The sequence below is a fragment of the Hyphobacterium vulgare genome, from assembly GCF_042643335.1.
Classification (GTDB): domain Bacteria; phylum Pseudomonadota; class Alphaproteobacteria; order Caulobacterales; family Maricaulaceae; genus Hyphobacterium; species Hyphobacterium vulgare.
This window is the reverse complement of the sequence record NZ_JBHRSV010000001.1, coordinates 210,640-227,900: the sequence shown is the minus strand read 5'-3', so window position 1 is coordinate 227,900 and position 17,261 is coordinate 210,640. Positions and strand designations below refer to the sequence as shown.

20 protein-coding genes are annotated in these 17,261 nt (G+C 64.1%); 14 read left to right on the top strand and 6 right to left on the bottom strand.

Features of this window, described 5'->3' with window-relative positions:
* Window positions 1–21: 21 nt before the first annotated feature.
* A complete protein-coding gene (locus tag ACFOOR_RS01190; RefSeq protein WP_343163577.1) occupies window positions 22–1,878 on the bottom strand; it encodes an SLC13 family permease in 1,857 nt (618 codons plus the stop codon).
* A 93-nt stretch (window positions 1,879–1,971) separates the two neighbouring features.
* Window positions 1,972–2,871, bottom strand: a complete 900-nt coding sequence (locus tag ACFOOR_RS01185) for a flagellar motor protein MotB (protein WP_343163578.1) — start codon at window positions 2,869–2,871, stop codon at window positions 1,972–1,974.
* A gap of 87 nt (window positions 2,872–2,958) precedes the next feature.
* Here ACFOOR_RS01185 and ACFOOR_RS01180 point away from each other — a divergent pair, with 87 nt between their 5' ends.
* From ACFOOR_RS01180 to ACFOOR_RS01170, 3 genes are read left to right on the top strand one after another with little or no spacing between them, the layout of a single operon-like run.
* A complete protein-coding gene (locus ACFOOR_RS01180; RefSeq protein ID WP_343163579.1) occupies window positions 2,959–3,423 on the top strand; it encodes a flavin reductase family protein in 465 nt (154 codons plus the stop codon).
* 11 nt (window positions 3,424–3,434) lie between these two features.
* A complete protein-coding gene (locus ACFOOR_RS01175; protein ID WP_343163580.1) occupies window positions 3,435–4,304 on the top strand; it encodes an NAD(P)-dependent oxidoreductase in 870 nt (289 codons plus the stop codon).
* 21 nt (window positions 4,305–4,325) lie between these two features.
* Window positions 4,326–5,330 (top strand): TIGR00341 family protein, encoded by a 1,005-nt coding sequence (locus ACFOOR_RS01170; RefSeq protein WP_343163581.1) that lies wholly within the window; start codon window positions 4,326–4,328, stop codon window positions 5,328–5,330.
* A 59-nt stretch (window positions 5,331–5,389) separates the two neighbouring features.
* Here the strand turns inward: ACFOOR_RS01170 and ACFOOR_RS01165 are convergent, their stop codons facing one another.
* Window positions 5,390–5,719 (bottom strand): hypothetical protein, encoded by a 330-nt coding sequence (locus tag ACFOOR_RS01165; RefSeq protein WP_343163582.1) that lies wholly within the window; start codon window positions 5,717–5,719, stop codon window positions 5,390–5,392.
* 147 nt (window positions 5,720–5,866) lie between these two features.
* Between ACFOOR_RS01165 and ACFOOR_RS01160 the strand changes: the two genes are divergently transcribed.
* The gene (locus tag ACFOOR_RS01160) at window positions 5,867–6,493 is read left to right on the top strand and encodes a trimeric intracellular cation channel family protein (protein ID WP_343163583.1); all 627 of its coding nucleotides are present in this window, start codon (window positions 5,867–5,869) and stop codon (window positions 6,491–6,493) included.
* Between the two features lie 146 nt (window positions 6,494–6,639).
* Here the strand turns inward: ACFOOR_RS01160 and ACFOOR_RS01155 are convergent, their stop codons facing one another.
* On the bottom strand, window positions 6,640–7,782 hold the full coding sequence (locus ACFOOR_RS01155) for a trans-sulfuration enzyme family protein (RefSeq protein WP_343163584.1): 1,143 nt from the start codon (window positions 7,780–7,782) through the stop codon (window positions 6,640–6,642).
* 99 nt (window positions 7,783–7,881) lie between these two features.
* The gene (hemB, locus tag ACFOOR_RS01150; protein WP_343163585.1) at window positions 7,882–8,868 is read right to left on the bottom strand and encodes a porphobilinogen synthase; all 987 of its coding nucleotides are present in this window, start codon (window positions 8,866–8,868) and stop codon (window positions 7,882–7,884) included.
* An 85-nt stretch (window positions 8,869–8,953) separates the two neighbouring features.
* Between hemB and ACFOOR_RS01145 the strand changes: the two genes are divergently transcribed.
* From ACFOOR_RS01145 to ACFOOR_RS01105, 9 genes are all read left to right on the top strand, one after another.
* Entirely contained in the window at window positions 8,954–10,090 is a 1,137-nt protein-coding gene (locus ACFOOR_RS01145; RefSeq protein WP_343163586.1) for an isobutyryl-CoA dehydrogenase, read from the top strand.
* Window positions 10,091–10,147: 57 nt separating this feature from the next.
* Window positions 10,148–10,405: a type II toxin-antitoxin system Phd/YefM family antitoxin gene (locus ACFOOR_RS01140; protein WP_343163587.1), complete on the top strand. Its 258-nt coding sequence runs from the start codon at window positions 10,148–10,150 to the stop codon at window positions 10,403–10,405.
* Window positions 10,402–10,818, top strand: coding sequence for a PIN domain-containing protein (locus ACFOOR_RS01135; protein ID WP_343163588.1), 417 nt, complete (start codon window positions 10,402–10,404; stop codon window positions 10,816–10,818). Before ACFOOR_RS01140 ends, ACFOOR_RS01135 begins: the two co-directional genes overlap by 4 nt.
* Before the next feature lies 1 nt (window position 10,819).
* Window positions 10,820–11,881 carry an enoyl-CoA hydratase/isomerase family protein gene (locus tag ACFOOR_RS01130; protein WP_343163589.1) on the top strand — a complete coding sequence of 354 codons (1,062 nt, stop codon included), beginning with the start codon at window positions 10,820–10,822 and terminating at the stop codon, window positions 11,879–11,881.
* Window positions 11,874–12,266, top strand: a complete 393-nt coding sequence (locus ACFOOR_RS01125) for a DUF805 domain-containing protein (protein WP_343163590.1) — start codon at window positions 11,874–11,876, stop codon at window positions 12,264–12,266. The genes ACFOOR_RS01130 and ACFOOR_RS01125 overlap by 8 nt, the downstream gene beginning before the upstream one ends.
* Window positions 12,263–13,153: a 3-hydroxyisobutyrate dehydrogenase gene (gene mmsB / locus ACFOOR_RS01120; protein ID WP_343163591.1), complete on the top strand. Its 891-nt coding sequence runs from the start codon at window positions 12,263–12,265 to the stop codon at window positions 13,151–13,153. The genes ACFOOR_RS01125 and mmsB overlap by 4 nt, the downstream gene beginning before the upstream one ends.
* Window positions 13,154–13,238: 85 nt before the next feature.
* Window positions 13,239–13,730: a MarR family winged helix-turn-helix transcriptional regulator gene (locus ACFOOR_RS01115; RefSeq protein WP_343163592.1), complete on the top strand. Its 492-nt coding sequence runs from the start codon at window positions 13,239–13,241 to the stop codon at window positions 13,728–13,730.
* Between the two features lie 107 nt (window positions 13,731–13,837).
* Window positions 13,838–15,052 carry a 5-aminolevulinate synthase gene (gene hemA, locus ACFOOR_RS01110; protein WP_343163806.1) on the top strand — a complete coding sequence of 405 codons (1,215 nt, stop codon included), beginning with the start codon at window positions 13,838–13,840 and terminating at the stop codon, window positions 15,050–15,052.
* Window positions 15,049–15,303 (top strand): DUF6898 family protein, encoded by a 255-nt coding sequence (locus ACFOOR_RS01105; RefSeq protein WP_343163593.1) that lies wholly within the window; start codon window positions 15,049–15,051, stop codon window positions 15,301–15,303. Before hemA ends, ACFOOR_RS01105 begins: the two co-directional genes overlap by 4 nt.
* 9 nt (window positions 15,304–15,312) lie before the next feature.
* On the opposite strand, the gene ACFOOR_RS01100 is transcribed toward ACFOOR_RS01105, so the two are convergent.
* Window positions 15,313–15,744 carry a MucR family transcriptional regulator gene (locus ACFOOR_RS01100; protein WP_343163594.1) on the bottom strand — a complete coding sequence of 144 codons (432 nt, stop codon included), beginning with the start codon at window positions 15,742–15,744 and terminating at the stop codon, window positions 15,313–15,315.
* Between the two features lie 218 nt (window positions 15,745–15,962).
* Between ACFOOR_RS01100 and glyA the strand changes: the two genes are divergently transcribed.
* Window positions 15,963–17,261 carry a serine hydroxymethyltransferase gene (glyA, locus tag ACFOOR_RS01095; protein ID WP_343163595.1) on the top strand — a complete coding sequence of 433 codons (1,299 nt, stop codon included), beginning with the start codon at window positions 15,963–15,965 and terminating at the stop codon, window positions 17,259–17,261.

The window sequence follows — 17,261 nt, the reverse complement described above, 5'->3', positions numbered from 1 at the left end:
CCGCTCCGAATCCGCCCTGTGTCAGGTGGAGGCTAACGCGCCAGAGCCGAAGCCGAAATGGAAGGCCGCATAAAGCGTGAAAATGATCCACATGATGATCACCAGCGGGGCGCCTGCCTTGATGAAATCGGTGAATTTGTAATGTCCCGGCGACATCACCAGCAGATTGGTCTGATAGCCGATCGGTGTGGCGAAGGAGGTGTTGGCGGCGAACAGGACGGTAAGCGCAAACAGCGTCGGATCCGCACCGAGCTGGTTCGCCGCACCGATCGCGATCGGGGTAAACAGGATCGCGGTCGCATTGTTCGACAGGATGTTGGTGAGAAGCGCGACCAGAATGAACAGGGCGGACAGCAGTGCGACCGGACCGAAGGGCGCGAACGCATTGACCACAAGCATCGCGAGATAGTCCGCGGCTCCGGTCGACTGGAGCGCCGTGCCCAATGCGAAGGCCGACCCGACCAGGAGATAGACGCGGTTGTCGACGGCGCGGGCGGCCTGACGCACATTGAGGCAGCCCGCAGCGATTACCGCGACCGCGCCGAGCACGGACGCATGAACAATCGGCAGGAGGTTGGTCGCGGCCAGCACGACCACGCCGCCGAAGATCAGCAAGGAGGCGGTGGCGCGGCGCGGGTCGGGCAGGTCGGTTGTGGCCCAGGCCATGAGCAGAAGATCGCGGTCGTGGCGCAGCTTGCGCAACGCTTCGGCGGTGCCGAAGAGCAGGAGGACATCGCCGGGCTCGAGCCGGATTTCGCCCATCCGCTTGCGGATCATGCGCGAACGCCGCTGCACGCCCAGCACGATCGTATTGGTCTGGTGACGGAACCCGACCTGTTCGACGAGCCGTCCGACCAGGCGCGAGCCCGGCGGGACGACCGCTTCGGACAGCGCCAGCCGCTCGCCCGGGCTTGGATCCTCGCCCGGTCCGGCCGTCTGAAGCATGCCGCGAAGGAATTCTGCCCGCGTCGACAGAAGGTCCGACAGGGTCTTTCGCGTTGCTGCGACGATGACGAGATCGCCGGACTGCAGGACGATGTCGTCGAAGGGCGGCAAATAGGCGTGTTCGCCGCGCTGGACCATGCGCACGGTCATGTTCGGCAGATCCGAGAACATGCCGGCCACCGGCGTGACACCGACCAGAGGATGATCGCGAGTAACTTCGATCTGGGCGATGAACTGCTTGCCGTCGCCGCCCGCGATCTCGGTTTCCATCGTGGCGCGTTCCGGCAGGAGGTGCGGCAGCACGAAGGCGATGTAGACGATACCGCCGAGGACCAGGAACAGGCCCGGCATGGTCGGTTCGAAAAAGTCGAGACCCGAGCCGGTCAGGCTGCGCATCGAATCCGAGACGAGGAGGTTGGTGGAGGAACCGATCAGGGTCAGCATGCCTCCGAGGATGCAGACATAGCTGAGCGGGATCATGATCTTGGCCGGGCTGCGTCCCATGCGGGCGGCGATCGCGACCAGGATCGGAATGAACATCACCACGACCGGCGTGTTGTTGATGAAGGCCGAGACGACGAGCACGAATGCGAAGATCGCCAGCAGCGTCAGCAAGGGCCGCTTGTCGTAACTGGCCAGGAGTCGCTGAGTGGGCCCTTCCATGGCGCCGGTCTGGAAAATGCCCTGTCCAACGACCAGGAGCGCCATGATGGTAATCAGGGCCGGATTGGCGAAGCCTGACAGCAGTTCGCCCGGACCGGGATTGCCTTCAGTGAGCGGGAAGACCTGAAAGAAGACGAGGACAATCGCGACGATCGCCGCCGAGACCATCTCGATGGAAAAGCGTTCCCAGCAATAGAAGACGATGGCGAGTACCGCGCCCGCCAGTACCGCCCACATTTGCCACTCGCCCGGAGACGTAGCGTCGATCATGCGGCGAAGTTACCGGATTCGTGGTCGAGGTCCCTCATCGGGGGAACGCTAGCAGTGATATCTCCGGCCGCGAAGCCCGAATTGGCGTCGCTCTCACAAGCCCCCGGACGGCAGAACCGGCGCTTCGCGCAGAAGCACGATCGACAGACGGCGATTGCCCGGCAGATAGGGATCGTCAGGGTAGAGCGGCTCGGTTCCGGCGCGGCCCTGGACTTCGGCAATACGGTCGTCCGCAAGGCCGGAGGATTGCAGGATACGGCGCGCAGCATTCGCCCGGTCGGCCGACAGATCCCAGTTCGTGTAGTCGGGGGCCGGCGACGGACCGGAGTCCGTATGTCCCGAGATCGACAGGCGGTTGGGCAATTGCTGGGCGATCTCCGCGACGGCGCGCAGAAGCACGACTGCGCGTTCATTCGGCTCGGCCGAGCCGGGGCGGAACATGGCGCGGCCTTCCTGGTCAACCAGCTGGATGCGAAGGCCTTCCGGCGTCTGGTCGATCAGCAGCTGACGCGACAATTCCGCGATTTCCGGCATGTCCTGCATGGCCTGGCGCAGCGATTGTTCGGCGGCGTCGAATTCGGCCTGCTCGCGGCGCGCCATGGCGCTGGCCATGGCGTCGGTCGAGGCCTGCGGCCCGTCGGACGCATCCGGGGATTCGTTTTCCTGGGTGTTGTTGTCGCGGCGGGCATCGGGCGCGAGGCGTTCGATCACCGAGGACGAGCCCCGGCCCTGCGCGCCGTCTTCGCCCAGTGCGGTGCCGCCCAGTACGCCGCCATTGCCCGAAGTCGAGGGGCTGACGCTGGCCGGCGCGAAATAGTCGGCAATGCCGCGGCGCTGTTCCGGCGTCGTGGTGTTGATCAGCCACATCAGCAGGAAGAAGGCCATCATGGCGGTCACGAAGTCGGCGTAAGCGACTTTCCACGCGCCGCCGTGGTGACCATGGCCACCGCCCTTCTTGACTTTCTTGATGATGATCGGTTGATCGCCGGCCATACCGAACCACCTCTTCCACCCTGAGACAGGGCTTGTAACCCGGACAGCGTTAAGGTCCGGTTTCGAACCACCGATTCGGAGCAGTGAGTGATCGATACGACCGCCCAGCGCGCGCTTCTGAGCCGCTACCCGACCGGTGTGACGGTGGTTTGCACCATGACCGATGCCGGTCCCATCGGCATCACGGTCAATTCCTTTGCCTCGGTTTCGCTCGATCCGCCGCTGGTTCTGTGGTCGATCGGCAAGGCGTCTGACCGCTATGAAGCCTTCCGGTCCGCCAAGGCTTTCACGATCAACATCCTGAATGCGGACCAGGCCGATCTGGCGCAGTACTACGCCCAGAATTCGATGCTGATCGACGGACAATGGGAGATCGCGGGCAATGGCGCGCCGCGCATCTCGGGGGCCGCCGGGACGCTGGAATGCTGCCAGCATGCGGTCCATCCGGGCGGCGATCACGACATTCTGGTCGGAGAGGTGACGGCGCTGCACCAAGGGCCGGCGGCGGCATCGCTGACCTTTTTCAAGAGCGGATACGGCCGCATCGGCTGAGGAGTTTCATCATGGCGACATGCGCGTTTCTGGGTCTCGGCGTGATGGGCTTTCCGATGGCGGGCCATCTCGTCGCCAACGGCCACGGCGTGACGGTTTGGAACCGGACCGGGAAGAAGGCCAGGGACTGGGCTGCGAAGCATTCCGGCCTCGCCAAGGCCGAGGTCGCCGACGCGGTTGCAGGCTGCGACTTCGTCTTCATGTGCCTGGGCGATGATCCCGATGTGCGCGAGATCGCCTTTCCGGCGCTGGACGCGATGAAGTCCGGCAGCGTGCTGGTCGATCACACGACGGCGTCGGCCGAGCTGGCGCGCGAGCTTCATGCCGCGGCCAGGGAAAAGGGCATCGGCTTCGTCGATGCGCCGGTCTCGGGCGGGCAGGCGGGAGCCGAGAAGGGCCAGTTGACGATCATGTGCGGCGGCGACGCGGCCGATTTCGCCAGGGCCGAGCCGGTGATGGCGGCCTATGCCAAGGCCTCGACCCTGATCGGCGAGGCGGGGGCGGGCCAGCTGTGCAAGATGGTCAACCAGCTGTGCATCGCTGGCGTGGTCCAGGGTCTCGCGGAAGGCATTCACTTCGCTCACCAGTCCGGCCTCGACGTGTCGAAGGTGATGGGCGCGATTTCGAAGGGTGCGGCGCAGTCCTGGCAGATGGAAAACCGCTGGCAGACCATGGACAAGGGCGAGTTCGAATTCGGCTTCGCCATCGACTGGATGCGCAAGGATCTGCGTATCACGCTCGAAGAAGCCCGGCGCAATGGTGCCCGGCTTCCGGTGGCGGCGCTGGTCGACCAGTTCTACGCTGACGTCCAGGCGATGGGCGGCAACCGTTGGGACACGTCGAGCCTGATTGCCCGTCTGGAGAAGACGAACCGCGACTGACGCGGGCGAGGGGGAGATGACATGCGCCTGATTGAGGTCACCTTCCCGGACGGCGTCGACACCAAATCGCTCCTGAGTGCCTGCATGAAGGCCGAGCCGATGGATTACCGGCTTGAACCCGCCGATGAGCGCGGCCGCCGGCTGTTGCGCCTCGTCTTCCGGACGGGAGACGGGCAGGACGCAATCGATGCAATCCAGGGCATTCTGGCCAATGAAGAGGGCTGGCGTCTGGTCGTCGTGCCGGTCGAGGCGGCGCTGCCCAAACCCAGGGACACCGAAGAAGACGAGGAAAAGAAGAAGCAGACCAAGACTCTGGCGTTGCGCGAGGAGTTGTTCGAAGACATCTCCCGCGGGGCCCATCTCAACCGCGACTTCCTGCTTCTGACCGTCCTGTCAGCCGTCGTGGCGGCGCTCGGGCTCAACGCCGACAATGTCGCGGCCGTGATCGGGGCGATGGTGATCGCGCCGTTGCTGGGGCCGATCCTCGCCTTTTCCTTTGGCTCCGCGCTCGGCGATCTCGATCTGATGCTGCGTTCGGCCCGGACCGCCCTGGCCGGCCTGATGACAGGCCTCTTTGTGGCCATGGCGCTCGGTGCGGCGACCAGCGCCAATCTCGGCAGCGGTGAATTGATCTCGCGGACCTTCGTCGGCGTGGACTCGGTGGCGCTTGCGCTGGCGGCCGGGGCGGCGGCGGCGCTGTCGATCTCGACCGGGATTTCCGCGGCGCTCGTCGGCGTGATGGTCGCGGTGGCGTTGTTGCCGCCGTCGGCGGCGGTGGGCCTCTTCCTTGGCGACGGGGAATGGTCGATGGCGCTTCGTGCCGCGCTGCTGCTGGCGATCAATGTGACCAGCGTGATCCTGGCCGCGCTCTTCGTCTTCCGGGTGAAGGGTGTGCGCCCGCGGACTTGGCTTGAACGCCGCTCGGCGAAGCGGTCCGTCTTCGTGAACTATGCCGTCTGGGTCGTCTGCATCCTGGTGCTGACCCTGATCGCATGGCGCATCGCGCCCGTGAATGTGCTGCCCTGAAACGACAGACGGCCCCGCGGTGGGATGGCGGGACCGTCCGGCGGTGTGGCAGTCAGGGGTTATGAGGCGCTACTGCCACCAGGGATAAGGCGTTCGACCGTGGCCATCACGATGACCATGATCGACGCGGCACCGAGCACGGCGCCGTAATTGGTGAAGATGCTGGTCAGGTATTCGCCGACCGCCGGGATCGGGCCCAGCGCACCGGCACCGCCGGCGATCAGGAAGATCGCGGCAAGGATGAGAGCCTTGCGGTGATCTCCCTTGACGAAGAAGCCGCTGGCCAGGCCGAGCGCGACCAGGATCAAGCCGGCATAGTCGAAAGTGAAGAAGGCGAAGACGATGGCGGCGAGCAGGCTCACAGCCCAGATGATCTTGTCGAGTGACATTGATTTCCCTCCCTTGCTGAAGTGTTCTGACCTCAGAGGTCCCTCCAGACATTCAAAGGGCTAGGACGAGTCTATTGAAATGAACAAGTCTTTTCCTTTCGACTGTCACGAATCTCTAACCAACCATATTGCGGTGCAGCAAATATAATGAGCGTCGAAACCCTCTTTCTTTTCTTGGACTTTGGCGGAATTGCGCTGTTTGCGTTCTCGGGTGGAATGCTGGCGGCGCGAAAGGAACTCGATCCGTTCGGCGCGGCCATTCTGGGCGCGGTGACCGGCATGGGCGGCGGGACGCTGCGCGACGTTCTGCTCGGGACTTTGCCGGTCTACTGGGTCGAAGCGCCGATCTATCTCTGGATCGCGCTCGGCGGCGCTCTGGCCGGCTATTATTCGTCGGGATGGGCGCAGGCGGTCGCCAATCGCCGGATCGTGCTGGTCTGGGCCGATGCGGTCGGCATGGCGGCCTTTTGCGTGATCGGCGCACAGGCGGGCCTTGCTGCCGGGGCGCACTGGACGATCGCGCTCCTGACCGGCGTGATGAGCGCGGCCTTTGGCGGTCTGATCCGCGACATCATCGTCAACGATGTGCCGCTGGTGCTGCGCGAAGACGTCTATGCGCTCGCGGCGCTGGCCGGAGCGGCGGCTTATGTTGCGGCGCTGGCGCTCGGCATTGGCCCCAGCTTCGCGGCGGTTGGCGGAGCGCTCATCGCCTTCGTGCTGCGCGGCTGCGCGATTCAGTTCAAATGGTCGCTGCCGCCGATTGGGAAGGTTTAGCGCTACATTCTCCCTCTCCCCTCGGGGGAGAGGGCCGGGGTGAGGGGTGAGTCTTGGAAAACCCCTCATCCGCCCTTCGGGCACCTTCTCCCCCGAGGGGAGAAGGGCTTCAATTTGATCCCTGCCTTCGCGGGAACCCCCATCTCTCACAACCGGTCCAGCACGCCCTTCAGATCCGCGATCATTTCATCGGCCGGTTCGATGCCGCAGGACAGGCGGACGAGATCGCCCGGCGTCGTGGTCTGCGGGCCTTCGACCGGGGCGCGATGCTCGATGAGGCTTTCCACGCCGCCGAGCGAGGTCGCCTGGATGAAGAGTTTCGTGCCGGCGGCCAGTTTCCGCGCGCCGTCGAACCCGCCTTTCAGCCGCAGCGAGAGCATACCGCCGAAGCCGCCGGTCATCTGCCGGGCCGCGATGGCGTGGCCGGGATGGGTGGTCAGGCCGGGATAGAGGACGGCGCTCACAGCCGGATGGCCCGTCATCGCCTCGGCCACAGCCATGGCATTGGCGCTCTGGCGCTCGAAGCGGACGAAGAGCGTGCGCAGGCCGCGCATCAACAGCCAGGATTCGAACGCGCCCGGGATGGCGCCGGTCTTGTTGTGGACCTCGCAGATTTCCGCCCAGCGGTCTCCCGTGTCGCGGGTCGCCAGAACGCCAGCGAGCACGTCGGAATGACCATTGAGATACTTGGTCGCGGAATGCATCACGATATCGGCGCCGAGATCGAGCGCGCGCGTGGTGCAGGGCGGGGCGCAGGTACCGTCAACAGCGAGCGTGGCTCCGGCGGCGTGCGCGATCTCCGCCGAAGCGGCAATATCCACCACGTCCCAGGCCGGGTTGGCGGGCGTTTCGATCCAGACGAGATCGGTGTGGCGGGCGGCGACGGCTTCCTTCAGCTCCGCCGTGTCGCCCGGTTCGACGAGGGTGAGGGCGATGCGGCCCTTCGCGGCCGCGCGCTCCATCAGCGCCTTGGCGCCGTAATACATCCGCGTCTGCGCCACGACATGGCCGCCCGCCGGGATGCTCTCCACCACTGCGGCGCCGGCCGCCATGCCGGAGGAGAAGAGGCGGGCGTCGCTCGCACCTTCGAGCGCGGCGAGCACCTCCGCGACATGCTGCTCGGTCGGCCCTTCGGGGCGGCGGTAATCAACCGCACCGATGAGGGCATTGTCCGCGCCGCGCGCATAGGTCGAGGCGGGGTGGATGGGCGGGATGACCGCGCCGGTCCCGGCGTCGATCCGGTGCATCGCCTGCACGGCCAGCGTTTCGGGGGAGGGTTTGCCTGTCATTTCATCGATCCCGATCGAAGAGTTCGGGGTCCCCATGAAAATGGGGACCTGAAGTTGGCGCCCGGTTTCGGGTCCCCGCATTCGCGGGGAACCCATGTCCTAGTTACTGAGAAGCCTCGCAGCCCTCGGCGCGAAATAGGTGACGATCCCGCTGGCCCCGGCGCGGCGGAAGGCGAGCAGGGTTTCGAGCATCACCCGTTCGCCGTCGATCCAGCCATTGGCCGCCGCCGCCTCGATCATTGCGTATTCGCCCGACACCTGGAAGGCGAGGACCGGCACCGCGAAAGTGTCGGAGACGGATTTGACGATGTCGAGATAGGGCAGGCCGGGTTTCACCATCACCATGTCGGCGCCTTCATCGAGATCGAGTTCGACCTCGCGCAGCGCCTCGGAAATATTGCCCGGGTCCATCTGGTAGGTCTTCTTGTCCCCGGTCAGCACGCCGGCTGAGCCGATCGCCTCCCGGTAGGGACCGTAAAAGCCCGAGGCGTATTTTGCTGCGTAGGACAGTATGAGTGTGTCGGTGTGGCCGTCGCCTTCCAGTGCATCGCGCACCGCGCCGATCCGCCCGTCCATCATGTCGGACGGGGCGATGACGTCGCAGCCGGCGCGGGCCTGTACCAGCGCCTGTTCGACGAGGCGTTCGACCGTTTCGTCATTAAGGATGACACCGTCCTTCAGAACGCCGTCATGGCCGTGGCTGGTGAAGGGATCGAGCGCGACATCGCAGATGATGCCGATGTCCGGCACGGCGTCCTTGATCGCCTTGATCGCGGTCGGGACGAGGCCGTCGGGATTCAGCGCCTCGGTTCCGTGCTCGTCCTTCTTCGCCGGGTCGATATGGGGAAACATGGCGATGGCGGGGATGCCGAGATCGCGGGCGATCTTCGCTTCCTTCACGAGTTCCTTGACCGAAAAGCGTTCGACGCCCGGCATGGCGCCGACCGGGTCGCGGTCCTTGCCGGAATCGGTGACGACCACCGACCAGACCAGATCGTCGGGCGTGACATGACGCTCGCGGACCAGACGCCGCGTCCAGTCCGACTGACGTAGCCGCCGCATGCGGGTTGCCGGGAATGCGCCCATGTATCAACTCCCTCTCGCAAGCTTGCCCGCGCGGGTGTGCCGCGCTAGGCCTTCGCCGCCCTTCCTAGACCAACGGAGACGTGCTTTGAACTTCGCCCTCACGGAAGACCAGAGCCTGATACAGGACGCCGCCCGAAACTTCGCCGAAGATCGGATGGCGCCGAACGCGGCGGAATGGGACGAAAAGAAGCATTTCCCGGTCGATGTGCTGCAGGAAGCCGCGGCGATGGGCTTTGCCGGCATCTATGTCGGCGAGGAGCATGGCGGCTCCGGCATGACGCGGCTCGACGCAGCGCTGATCTTCGAACAGCTGGCGCGCGGCTGCACCTCCACGGCGGCCTATATCTCCATCCACAACATGTGCGCCTGGATGATCGACACCTGGGGCGATGACGAACAGCGGGCGAGATTCCTGCCCAGCCTCATGTCGATGGAGCATTTCGCGAGCTATTGCCTGACCGAGCCGGGAGCCGGGTCCGACGCCGCATCGCTGCGCACCAAGGCGGTGCGCGACGGCGAGGATTACGTCCTCAACGGCTCGAAAGCCTTCATCTCCGGTGGCGGGCGCAGCGACATCTATGTGGTGATGGCGCGCACGGGCGGTGAAGGGCCGTCCGGCATTTCCACCTTCGTGGTCGAAAACGGCACCAAGGGCCTCTCCTTCGGCGCGAACGAGAAAAAGATGGGTTGGAATTCCCAGCCGACGGCGGTGGTCAGTTTCGAGGACTGCCGCATCCCCGCTGCCAACCGGCTGGGCGAGGAAGGCATCGGTTTCAAGATCGCGATGAAGGGCCTCAATGGCGGCCGGGTGAATATCGGCGCGTGCTCGCTCGGCGGCGCGGCCCAGGCGTTCGACGTGGCGAACGAGTACGTGAAATCGCGCACCCAGTTCGGCAAGCCGATCGCCGGCTTCCAGGTGACGCAGTTCAAGCTGGCCGACATGGCGACGGACATCGAGGCAGCGCGCCTGATGCTCTACCGCGCGGCGGCGTCGATCGATGCGAAAGACCCGTCGGCGCCGAAATATTGCGCGATGGCGAAACGCTTCGCGACTGATGCGTGTTTCGATGTGACGAACCAGGCGCTGCAGCTGCATGGCGGCTATGGCTATCTGAAGGATTATCCGATCGAGCGCATTTTGCGGGATCTCCGGGTTCACCAGATCCTTGAAGGCACGAACGAGATCATGCGCGTGATCATCGCCAAGGACGTGATGAAGTAGGGGTTCCGTTCCAGTAGAAATCTGACTATATTTATGGTCAGAAATGGGAGGCCGGAAATGCGTGAAGTCGGCGTGCTGGAAGCCAAGACGCACCTGTCGAAGCTGATCGAGGAGATCGAGGCTTCGGGCGAGGACATCGTAATTACCCGACACGGCAAGCCGGTGGTGCGGCTCTCAAGAGCAACAGGGGCTGGCCGGCCATTGAGTTCGGATGAATTGCTCGCCAAGCTGAAAGCGTTCCGGAATAGCCAAATGGCGGTTGCGGATCTTGATCAGCAAAGTTGGGAAGAGCTGAAGGAGACTATCCGGTCGTGAGGCCGGTCGTTGTCGATGCGTCTGTGGCCGCTGCCTGGCTGATCAGGTCGCAGGCCTCCGCAAATGCGGACGCATTCATGTCGTCCTCTGGAATGCGGTTGATAGCCCCAAATATTTTTGCGTGGGAAATGTGCAATCTGTTGAGGTTGTTCGCGTCACGTGGCGCGTTCGAACTCGATGCAGGGCTGGCTTCACTGGACGCTTTGGGTGTGGTCCTGGAGCCAGCTATTTCCGAGGAACGTATCAGCGAACTCACGCGGTTCGCGCATGGCGTCAGGCTGAGCCTCTTTGATGCTGCCTATCTGGCGCTGGCGTTGGAAGCCGAGGCGGAGCTGGTATCCCGAGACGGTCACCTGTTGACCGTGGCGCTGGCGAACGGCATCCCATGCCATGACCTCAGAGACCGGAGCTGACATGACAGACGAAATCTTCGCCCGGAAGATTGGCCAGGTCGGGCGGATCACGCTCAACCGCCCCAAGGCGCTGAACGCGCTGAATACGGCCATGGTCCATGCCATGACGCGCGCTTTGCTCGCCTGGAAGCACGACGACAGCGTGAAGGCGGTTGCCGTCGATGGCGAGGGCGAGAAGGGGTTCTGCGCCGGCGGGGATATCCGCATGCTGCACGACAGCGGCAAGGCGGGCACGGACGAGGCCTGGCGCTTCTGGCACGACGAATACCAGCTCAACACGCTGATCAAGCGCTACCCGAAACCCTATGTCGCGCTGATCGACGGCATCACGATGGGCGGCGGTGTCGGCATTTCGGTCCATGGTTCGCACCGCGTGGCGGGCGACCGCACCATGCTGGCCATGCCGGAGACGGGGATCGGCTTCTTCCCCGATGTCGGCGGCACCTATTTCCTGCCGCGGCTCGAGGGCGAGCTCGGCATGTGGATGGGGCTGACGGGTGCGCGTCTGAAGGCCGCGGATTCGCTCGCGGCCGGGATCGCGACGCACTACGTACCGTCCGGCAAGCATGACGATCTCGTCGGGGCGCTGGAAAGCGCCGAGTTGGACGCCGATGGCGAGGCACTGGAAGACATTCTCGACGCCCATGCCGGCGATCCGGGCCATTCCCAGCTGGCGCATACGCGCGGCCTGATCGACCGGGCCTTCGCGGGCGACGACGTGGCGGAGATGGTCTCGCGCATGGAAGATGCCCGCGACCCGTGGTCGACCGAGCAGGCGGCGATCCTCGCCAAGAAGTCCCCCACCGCGATGGTGCTGACCGCCATGGCACTTCGCAAGGGCGCGGACATGGAGTTCGAGGACGTGATGCGCCAGGAGTTGCGCATCTCTGTGCGCTGTCTCGGCGGCCATGACTTCTATGAGGGCGTGCGCGCCGTCATCATCGACAAGGACAATGCACCCGCGTGGCGTCCGGCGACGCTCGGCGGTGTCGGCGAGCTGCGCATTGAGCGCTATTTCGAACCCCTGCCGGCGGAGCAGGAACTGACGTTTCTGGATGGGTAGCTACTGGGCGATTTTCACGGAAGGCATGGCCCTGTCGTTCGAGTTTTCCGGCAGGATGAAGCGCCGCAATTATTGGCTGTTCGTGGTGATGCTACACCTCCTGATGGTCGGATTGGTGATCCTTTATGCTCCACTGGAGCAGTTGTTCGGGCCGATATCTGAGCGCGCGCTTTTAGCGGCGTTTCTGAACTCGACATCGCTTGCAATCGGTATGTGGTGGGCAATAGCCATCATAGCTGCGAGCGCGCGTCGGCTGCGCGATGCCGGTCGATCGCCCTACTGCTTGCTGTACAACTTCGTGCCCATCGCGAACCTGTATCTGCTTTACCTGCTTTCGGAGCCGTCAAAGGCTCACTTCACTTCTCACAAGGAGACCACGCCATGAGCCATATCGCATTCATCGGCCTCGGGAATATGGGTTCGGGCATGGCGGCGAACCTCGCCAAGGCCGGGCATACCGTCCACGCCTTCGACCTGTCGCCCGAAGCGGTGAAGCGCGCCGAGGCGGCGGGCGCCAGGGGCGTCGACAGTGCGGCGAATGCCGTGGCGGGGGCGGCGGCGGTCGTGACGATGCTGCCTGCGGGCAAGCATGTCCGCGCCGTCTACGAAAACGAGATCTTCCCGAACGCCAAGCCCGGCACGCTGATGATGGATTGCTCGACGATCGACGTCGCCACGGCGCGCTCGGTCGGCGAGGCCGCGGCGGCCAAGGGCTTTGATTTCGTTGATGCGCCGGTGTCGGGCGGCGTCGCGGCGGCCGAGGGCGGTACGCTGACCTTCATGGTCGGCGGGCCGGAAGCGGCGTTCGGAAAGGCCGAGGCCTATCTGTCGAAGATGGGCAAGGCCGTGATCCATGCCGGTGATGCCGGCACGGGGCAGGCGGCCAAGATCTGCAACAACATGCTGCTGGCGATCCACATGATCGGTACGTGCGAGGCCTTCGCGCTGGCCGACAAGCTGGGGCTCGACCGGCAGAAATTCTTCGACATCGCATCGAAGGCGTCGGGTCAGAACTGGTCGCTGACCAGCTATTGTCCGGTGCCGGGTCCGCTGCCGACGTCTGCGGCGAACCGCGACTACACGCCGGGCTTCGCGACCGCGATGATGCTGAAGGATCTGAAGCTGGCGATGGATGCCGCAGCGACCGCCGGGGCGTCGACGCCGCTCGGCGCGCAGGCCGAGGCACTTTACGCCATGTTCGACGGCCTGGGTGGCCGCGAGAAGGATTTCTCGGGCATTTTCAAGATGATCGACGGCAGCTGGCGGGGCTGAGCACACGCTTAAGCGGTTTCTTTACCCCTGTCTGGCATTCTGTCCGCAAACAAGAAGAAATCTTGGGTGGATTGGAGTGCGGGATATGGCAATCGCCGAAGTCCTGTCCAGTGGCGCGATAGTGCGCCCGGACTATCTGGAAATGCTGCAGCGCGTGGAGCGTCTGCACCGTCACCTGCTCGATGTCGTCAAGGACGAGCTCGACCGGGAAGGCATGGGCGACCTGACGAGCGTGCAGGCGCTGTTGCTCTTCAATATCGGTGACGCGGTGCTGACCGCCGGCGAGCTGCGCACGCGCGGTCATTATCTCGGCTCGAACGTGTCGTACAATCTCAAGAAGCTCGTTGATCTCGGCTATATCGACCAGAACCGGTCGGAAGACGACCGGCGAACGGTGCAGATTGCCCTGACCGACAAGGGGGATGCGGTGCGCAGCCTGCTGGTCGGTCTGTTTGCGCGCCAGTCGGCGGCGCTCGGTCCGTCGGGTGGTCTGGAAGAGAACAAGGTCGAGGCGACGAACCTGGCACTCGGCCGCCTGGAACGCTTCTGGACCGATCACATCCGCTTCCGGCTGTAGTTTCCGCAACCTGCGGCCATCTGTCCGTCTCGCCACGCGGCCAATGCCGTGTTTAAAAGACGGTGATGGAATCGTGACGGCTTTGCCGTTCAACGGGCAGGACGATGATGGACTACACAGCCGCCTTTACCAGCGCCGTGGCGCGTGTTCGCGCCGAAGGCCGGTACCGTGTCTTCGCCAACCTGCTGCGCCGCAAGGGTGAATTCCCGCGGGCACGCTGGCGGACGCCGGACGGCGACACGCGCGATGTGACGGTGTGGTGTTCCAACGACTATCTCGGCATGGGGCAGAGCGCCTGCGTGACGGAGTCGATGAAGAAGGCGATCGACGAGGTCGGCGCCGGCGCGGGCGGTACGCGCAACATCTCCGGCACTACGAATTACCATGTCGAGCTGGAGCGTTCGCTGGCCGACCTGCACGGCAAGGAAGCCGCGCTGCTGTTCACGTCCGGCTATATTTCCAACGAGGCGACGATCGCCACGCTCGGCAAGATATTGCCGAACCTGATCATCTATTCCGATGCGCTGAACCACGCTTCGATGATCGAGGGCGTGCGGGGCGCGAAGTGCGAAAAGCATGTCTGGCGACACAATGATGTCGCTCATCTCGAGGAATTGCTGAAGGCCGCGCCGAAGGATGCGCCGAAACTGATCGCGTTCGAGTCCGTCTACTCGATGGACGGCGATATCGGTCCGATCAAAGCGGTGTGTGATCTCGCCGACAAGTATGGCGCGATGACCTATCTCGACGAAGTGCACGCTGTCGGCCTTTACGGGCTGCGCGGCGGCGGCATTTCGGAGCGGGAAGGGCTGGCCGACCGGCTGACCATCATCGAGGGCACGCTCGGCAAGGCCTATGGCGTGATGGGCGGCTATATCGCCGCCGATGCGGTGATCGTCGACGCCATCCGGTCCTGGGCGCCCGGCTTCATCTTCACGACCTCGCTGGCCCCTGCGCTGGCGGCCGGGGCGCGGGCCAGTGTCGAATACCTGAAGTCCGACCACGCCTTGCGCGAAAAGCATCAGGAACGCGCGGCCACGCTGAAGGCGAAGCTGGCCGATGCCGGCCTGCCGGTGATGGACACGCCGACGCATATCGTGCCGGTGAAGGTTGGCGATCCGGTGCTGTGCAAGCGGCTGAGCGATGCTCTGCTCGAAGAGCACGGCATCTATGTCCAGCCGATCAACTATCCGACCGTGCCGCGCGGCACCGAGCGTCTGCGCTTCACGCCGTCGCCGCTGCACACTGACGCGATGATGGACGAACTCGTCGATGCCCTGCGCGCTGTCTATCAGCGATATTCCAACGTCAGGGTCGCATGAGCGGCGCGTCCGGCGGAAACGGGCGCGAATATCTGATCGAATTCATCGATATGGGCCACGCCGTGCGCGTGGCGGCGATCGACGTCGAAACCGGCGAGGAAGTTGTCATCCAGGCGCCGAAATCCGCGAGCGAGGCGGAAATGAAGCGCGTCGCGGTGGCCAAGCTCGACCGCAAGCTCGGCCTGTCCGGCCAGCCGAAAGCCGAAAAGAAACGGCCGGGCACAGGGCCCGGCCGCGGTATCAAGGTCTGAACCGACCGATTACTTCTTCTTGGCCGCCTTGCCGCCACGGCCGAGGCCGATCTGCTTGGCGAACTGGGAACGGCGCTTGGAATAGTTCGGCGCGACCATCGGATAGTCGGCGGGCAGGCCCCACTTGCGGCGGTAGTCTTCCGGCGACATGTCGTATTGCGAGCGCAGATAGCGCTTCAGCATTTTCAGCTTCTTGCCGTCTTCGAGACAGATGATGAAGTCGTCCGTGACGGACTTCGAAACCGGGACGGCCGGCTTTTGCTTCACTTCCGGCTTGGCTCCAGAACCGGAAATATCATTCATGGTCGCATGAACATTGCGAATCAGTTCCGGAAGCGATTCAGACGGGATCGAATTGTTCGCAACAAAGGACGCCACGATGTCGGTCGTCATGCGCAGAAGTTCTTCGTTGTCGATAACTGGGGAGGTTTCTTCGGTCATTGGTGTGCCTGCTCTTTGTAACGGTTTCAAACTCGGCAAGAAAAGCCTGACCGTGTGGTAGTCCTCCACAAAGCAGCTTTCAAGTCAGTATTTCGGTAAAATTTGATGATCTGCACTTAGCGCGTGCAGGCCGATCGATGTTCGCGTTTGCGGTGACCGCGCGTTGCCAGCGCGCCGCCGCGTCCGTATCTAGGGTGGACGGTGAAGGGAGTCACATGATGTCGGGTTCGATCGCGCAGACGCAGCAGTTTTTCACACAATCCCTGGCGGATCGGGATCCGGACCTCGCGCAGGCGATCCGGCAGGAAGTCCGGCGTCAGCAGGACCAGATCGAACTGATCGCGTCCGAGAACATCGTGTCGCGCGCCGTCCTTGAGGCCCAGGGCTCGCCGCTGACCAACAAGTATGCCGAAGGCTATCCGGGCAAACGCTATTACGGCGGCTGTGAATTCGTCGACATCGCCGAAGAACTGGCGATCGAGCGGGCCAGGCAATTGTTCGGCGCAGCCTATGTCAATGTTCAGCCCAGCTCCGGCAGCCAGGCCAATCAGGGCGTCTTCCTGGCACTGCTGCGCCCGGGCGACAGGATTCTCGGCATGGGACTCGATGCCGGCGGTCACCTGACCCACGGCGCGAAGCCGAACATGTCCGGCAAATGGTTTGAAGCCCATGCTTACGGTGTGCGCGAGGACAACGCGCTGATCGACTATGACAAGCTACGCGAACAGGCCAAGGAGGTTCAGCCGAAAATGATCATCGCGGGCGGCTCGGCCTATCCGCGGGTGATCGATTTCGAGGCCTTCCGTTCGATCGCGGACGAGGTCGGGGCCTATCTCATGGTCGACATGGCGCATTTTGCTGGTCTCGTGGCCGGCGGCGTCTACCCGAACCCCTTGCCGCATGCCGACGTCGTGACCACGACCACGCACAAGACGCTGCGCGGTCCGCGCGGCGGCATGATCCTGTCGCGTGACGTGGAGCTTGGGAAAAAATTCAATTCCGCAATCTTCCCGGGTCTGCAGGGCGGGCCGCTGATGCATGTCATCGCCGGCAAGGCGGTGGCGTTCGGCGAAGCGCTGAAGCCCGAGTTCAAGGACTACGCCAGGGCCGTTGTCGAGAATTGCAGGGTGATGGCCGATGCGGTTCAGGCTGCGGGTTATGCCGTCGTGTCCGGCGGCACGGACAGCCACCTTGCGCTCATCGATCTGCGCCCGAAGTCGCTGACCGGCGATATCGGCGAAAAGGCGCTCGAACGCGCAGGCATGACCTGCAACAAGAATGGCGTACCGTTCGACCCGGAAAAGCCGACCGTCACGTCGGGGCTGCGCGTCGGCTCGCCCGCCGGAACGACGCGTGGCTTCGGCACGGACGAATTCCGCCAGATCGGCGTGTGGATGGGTGAAGTGCTCGACGCGCTGGCGGCCAACCGGTCCGGTGATGCGGCGGTGGAAAAACGCGTGCGCGATGCGGTCACCGAACTGACCGGGCGATTCCCGATCTATCCCGAACTGACCTGA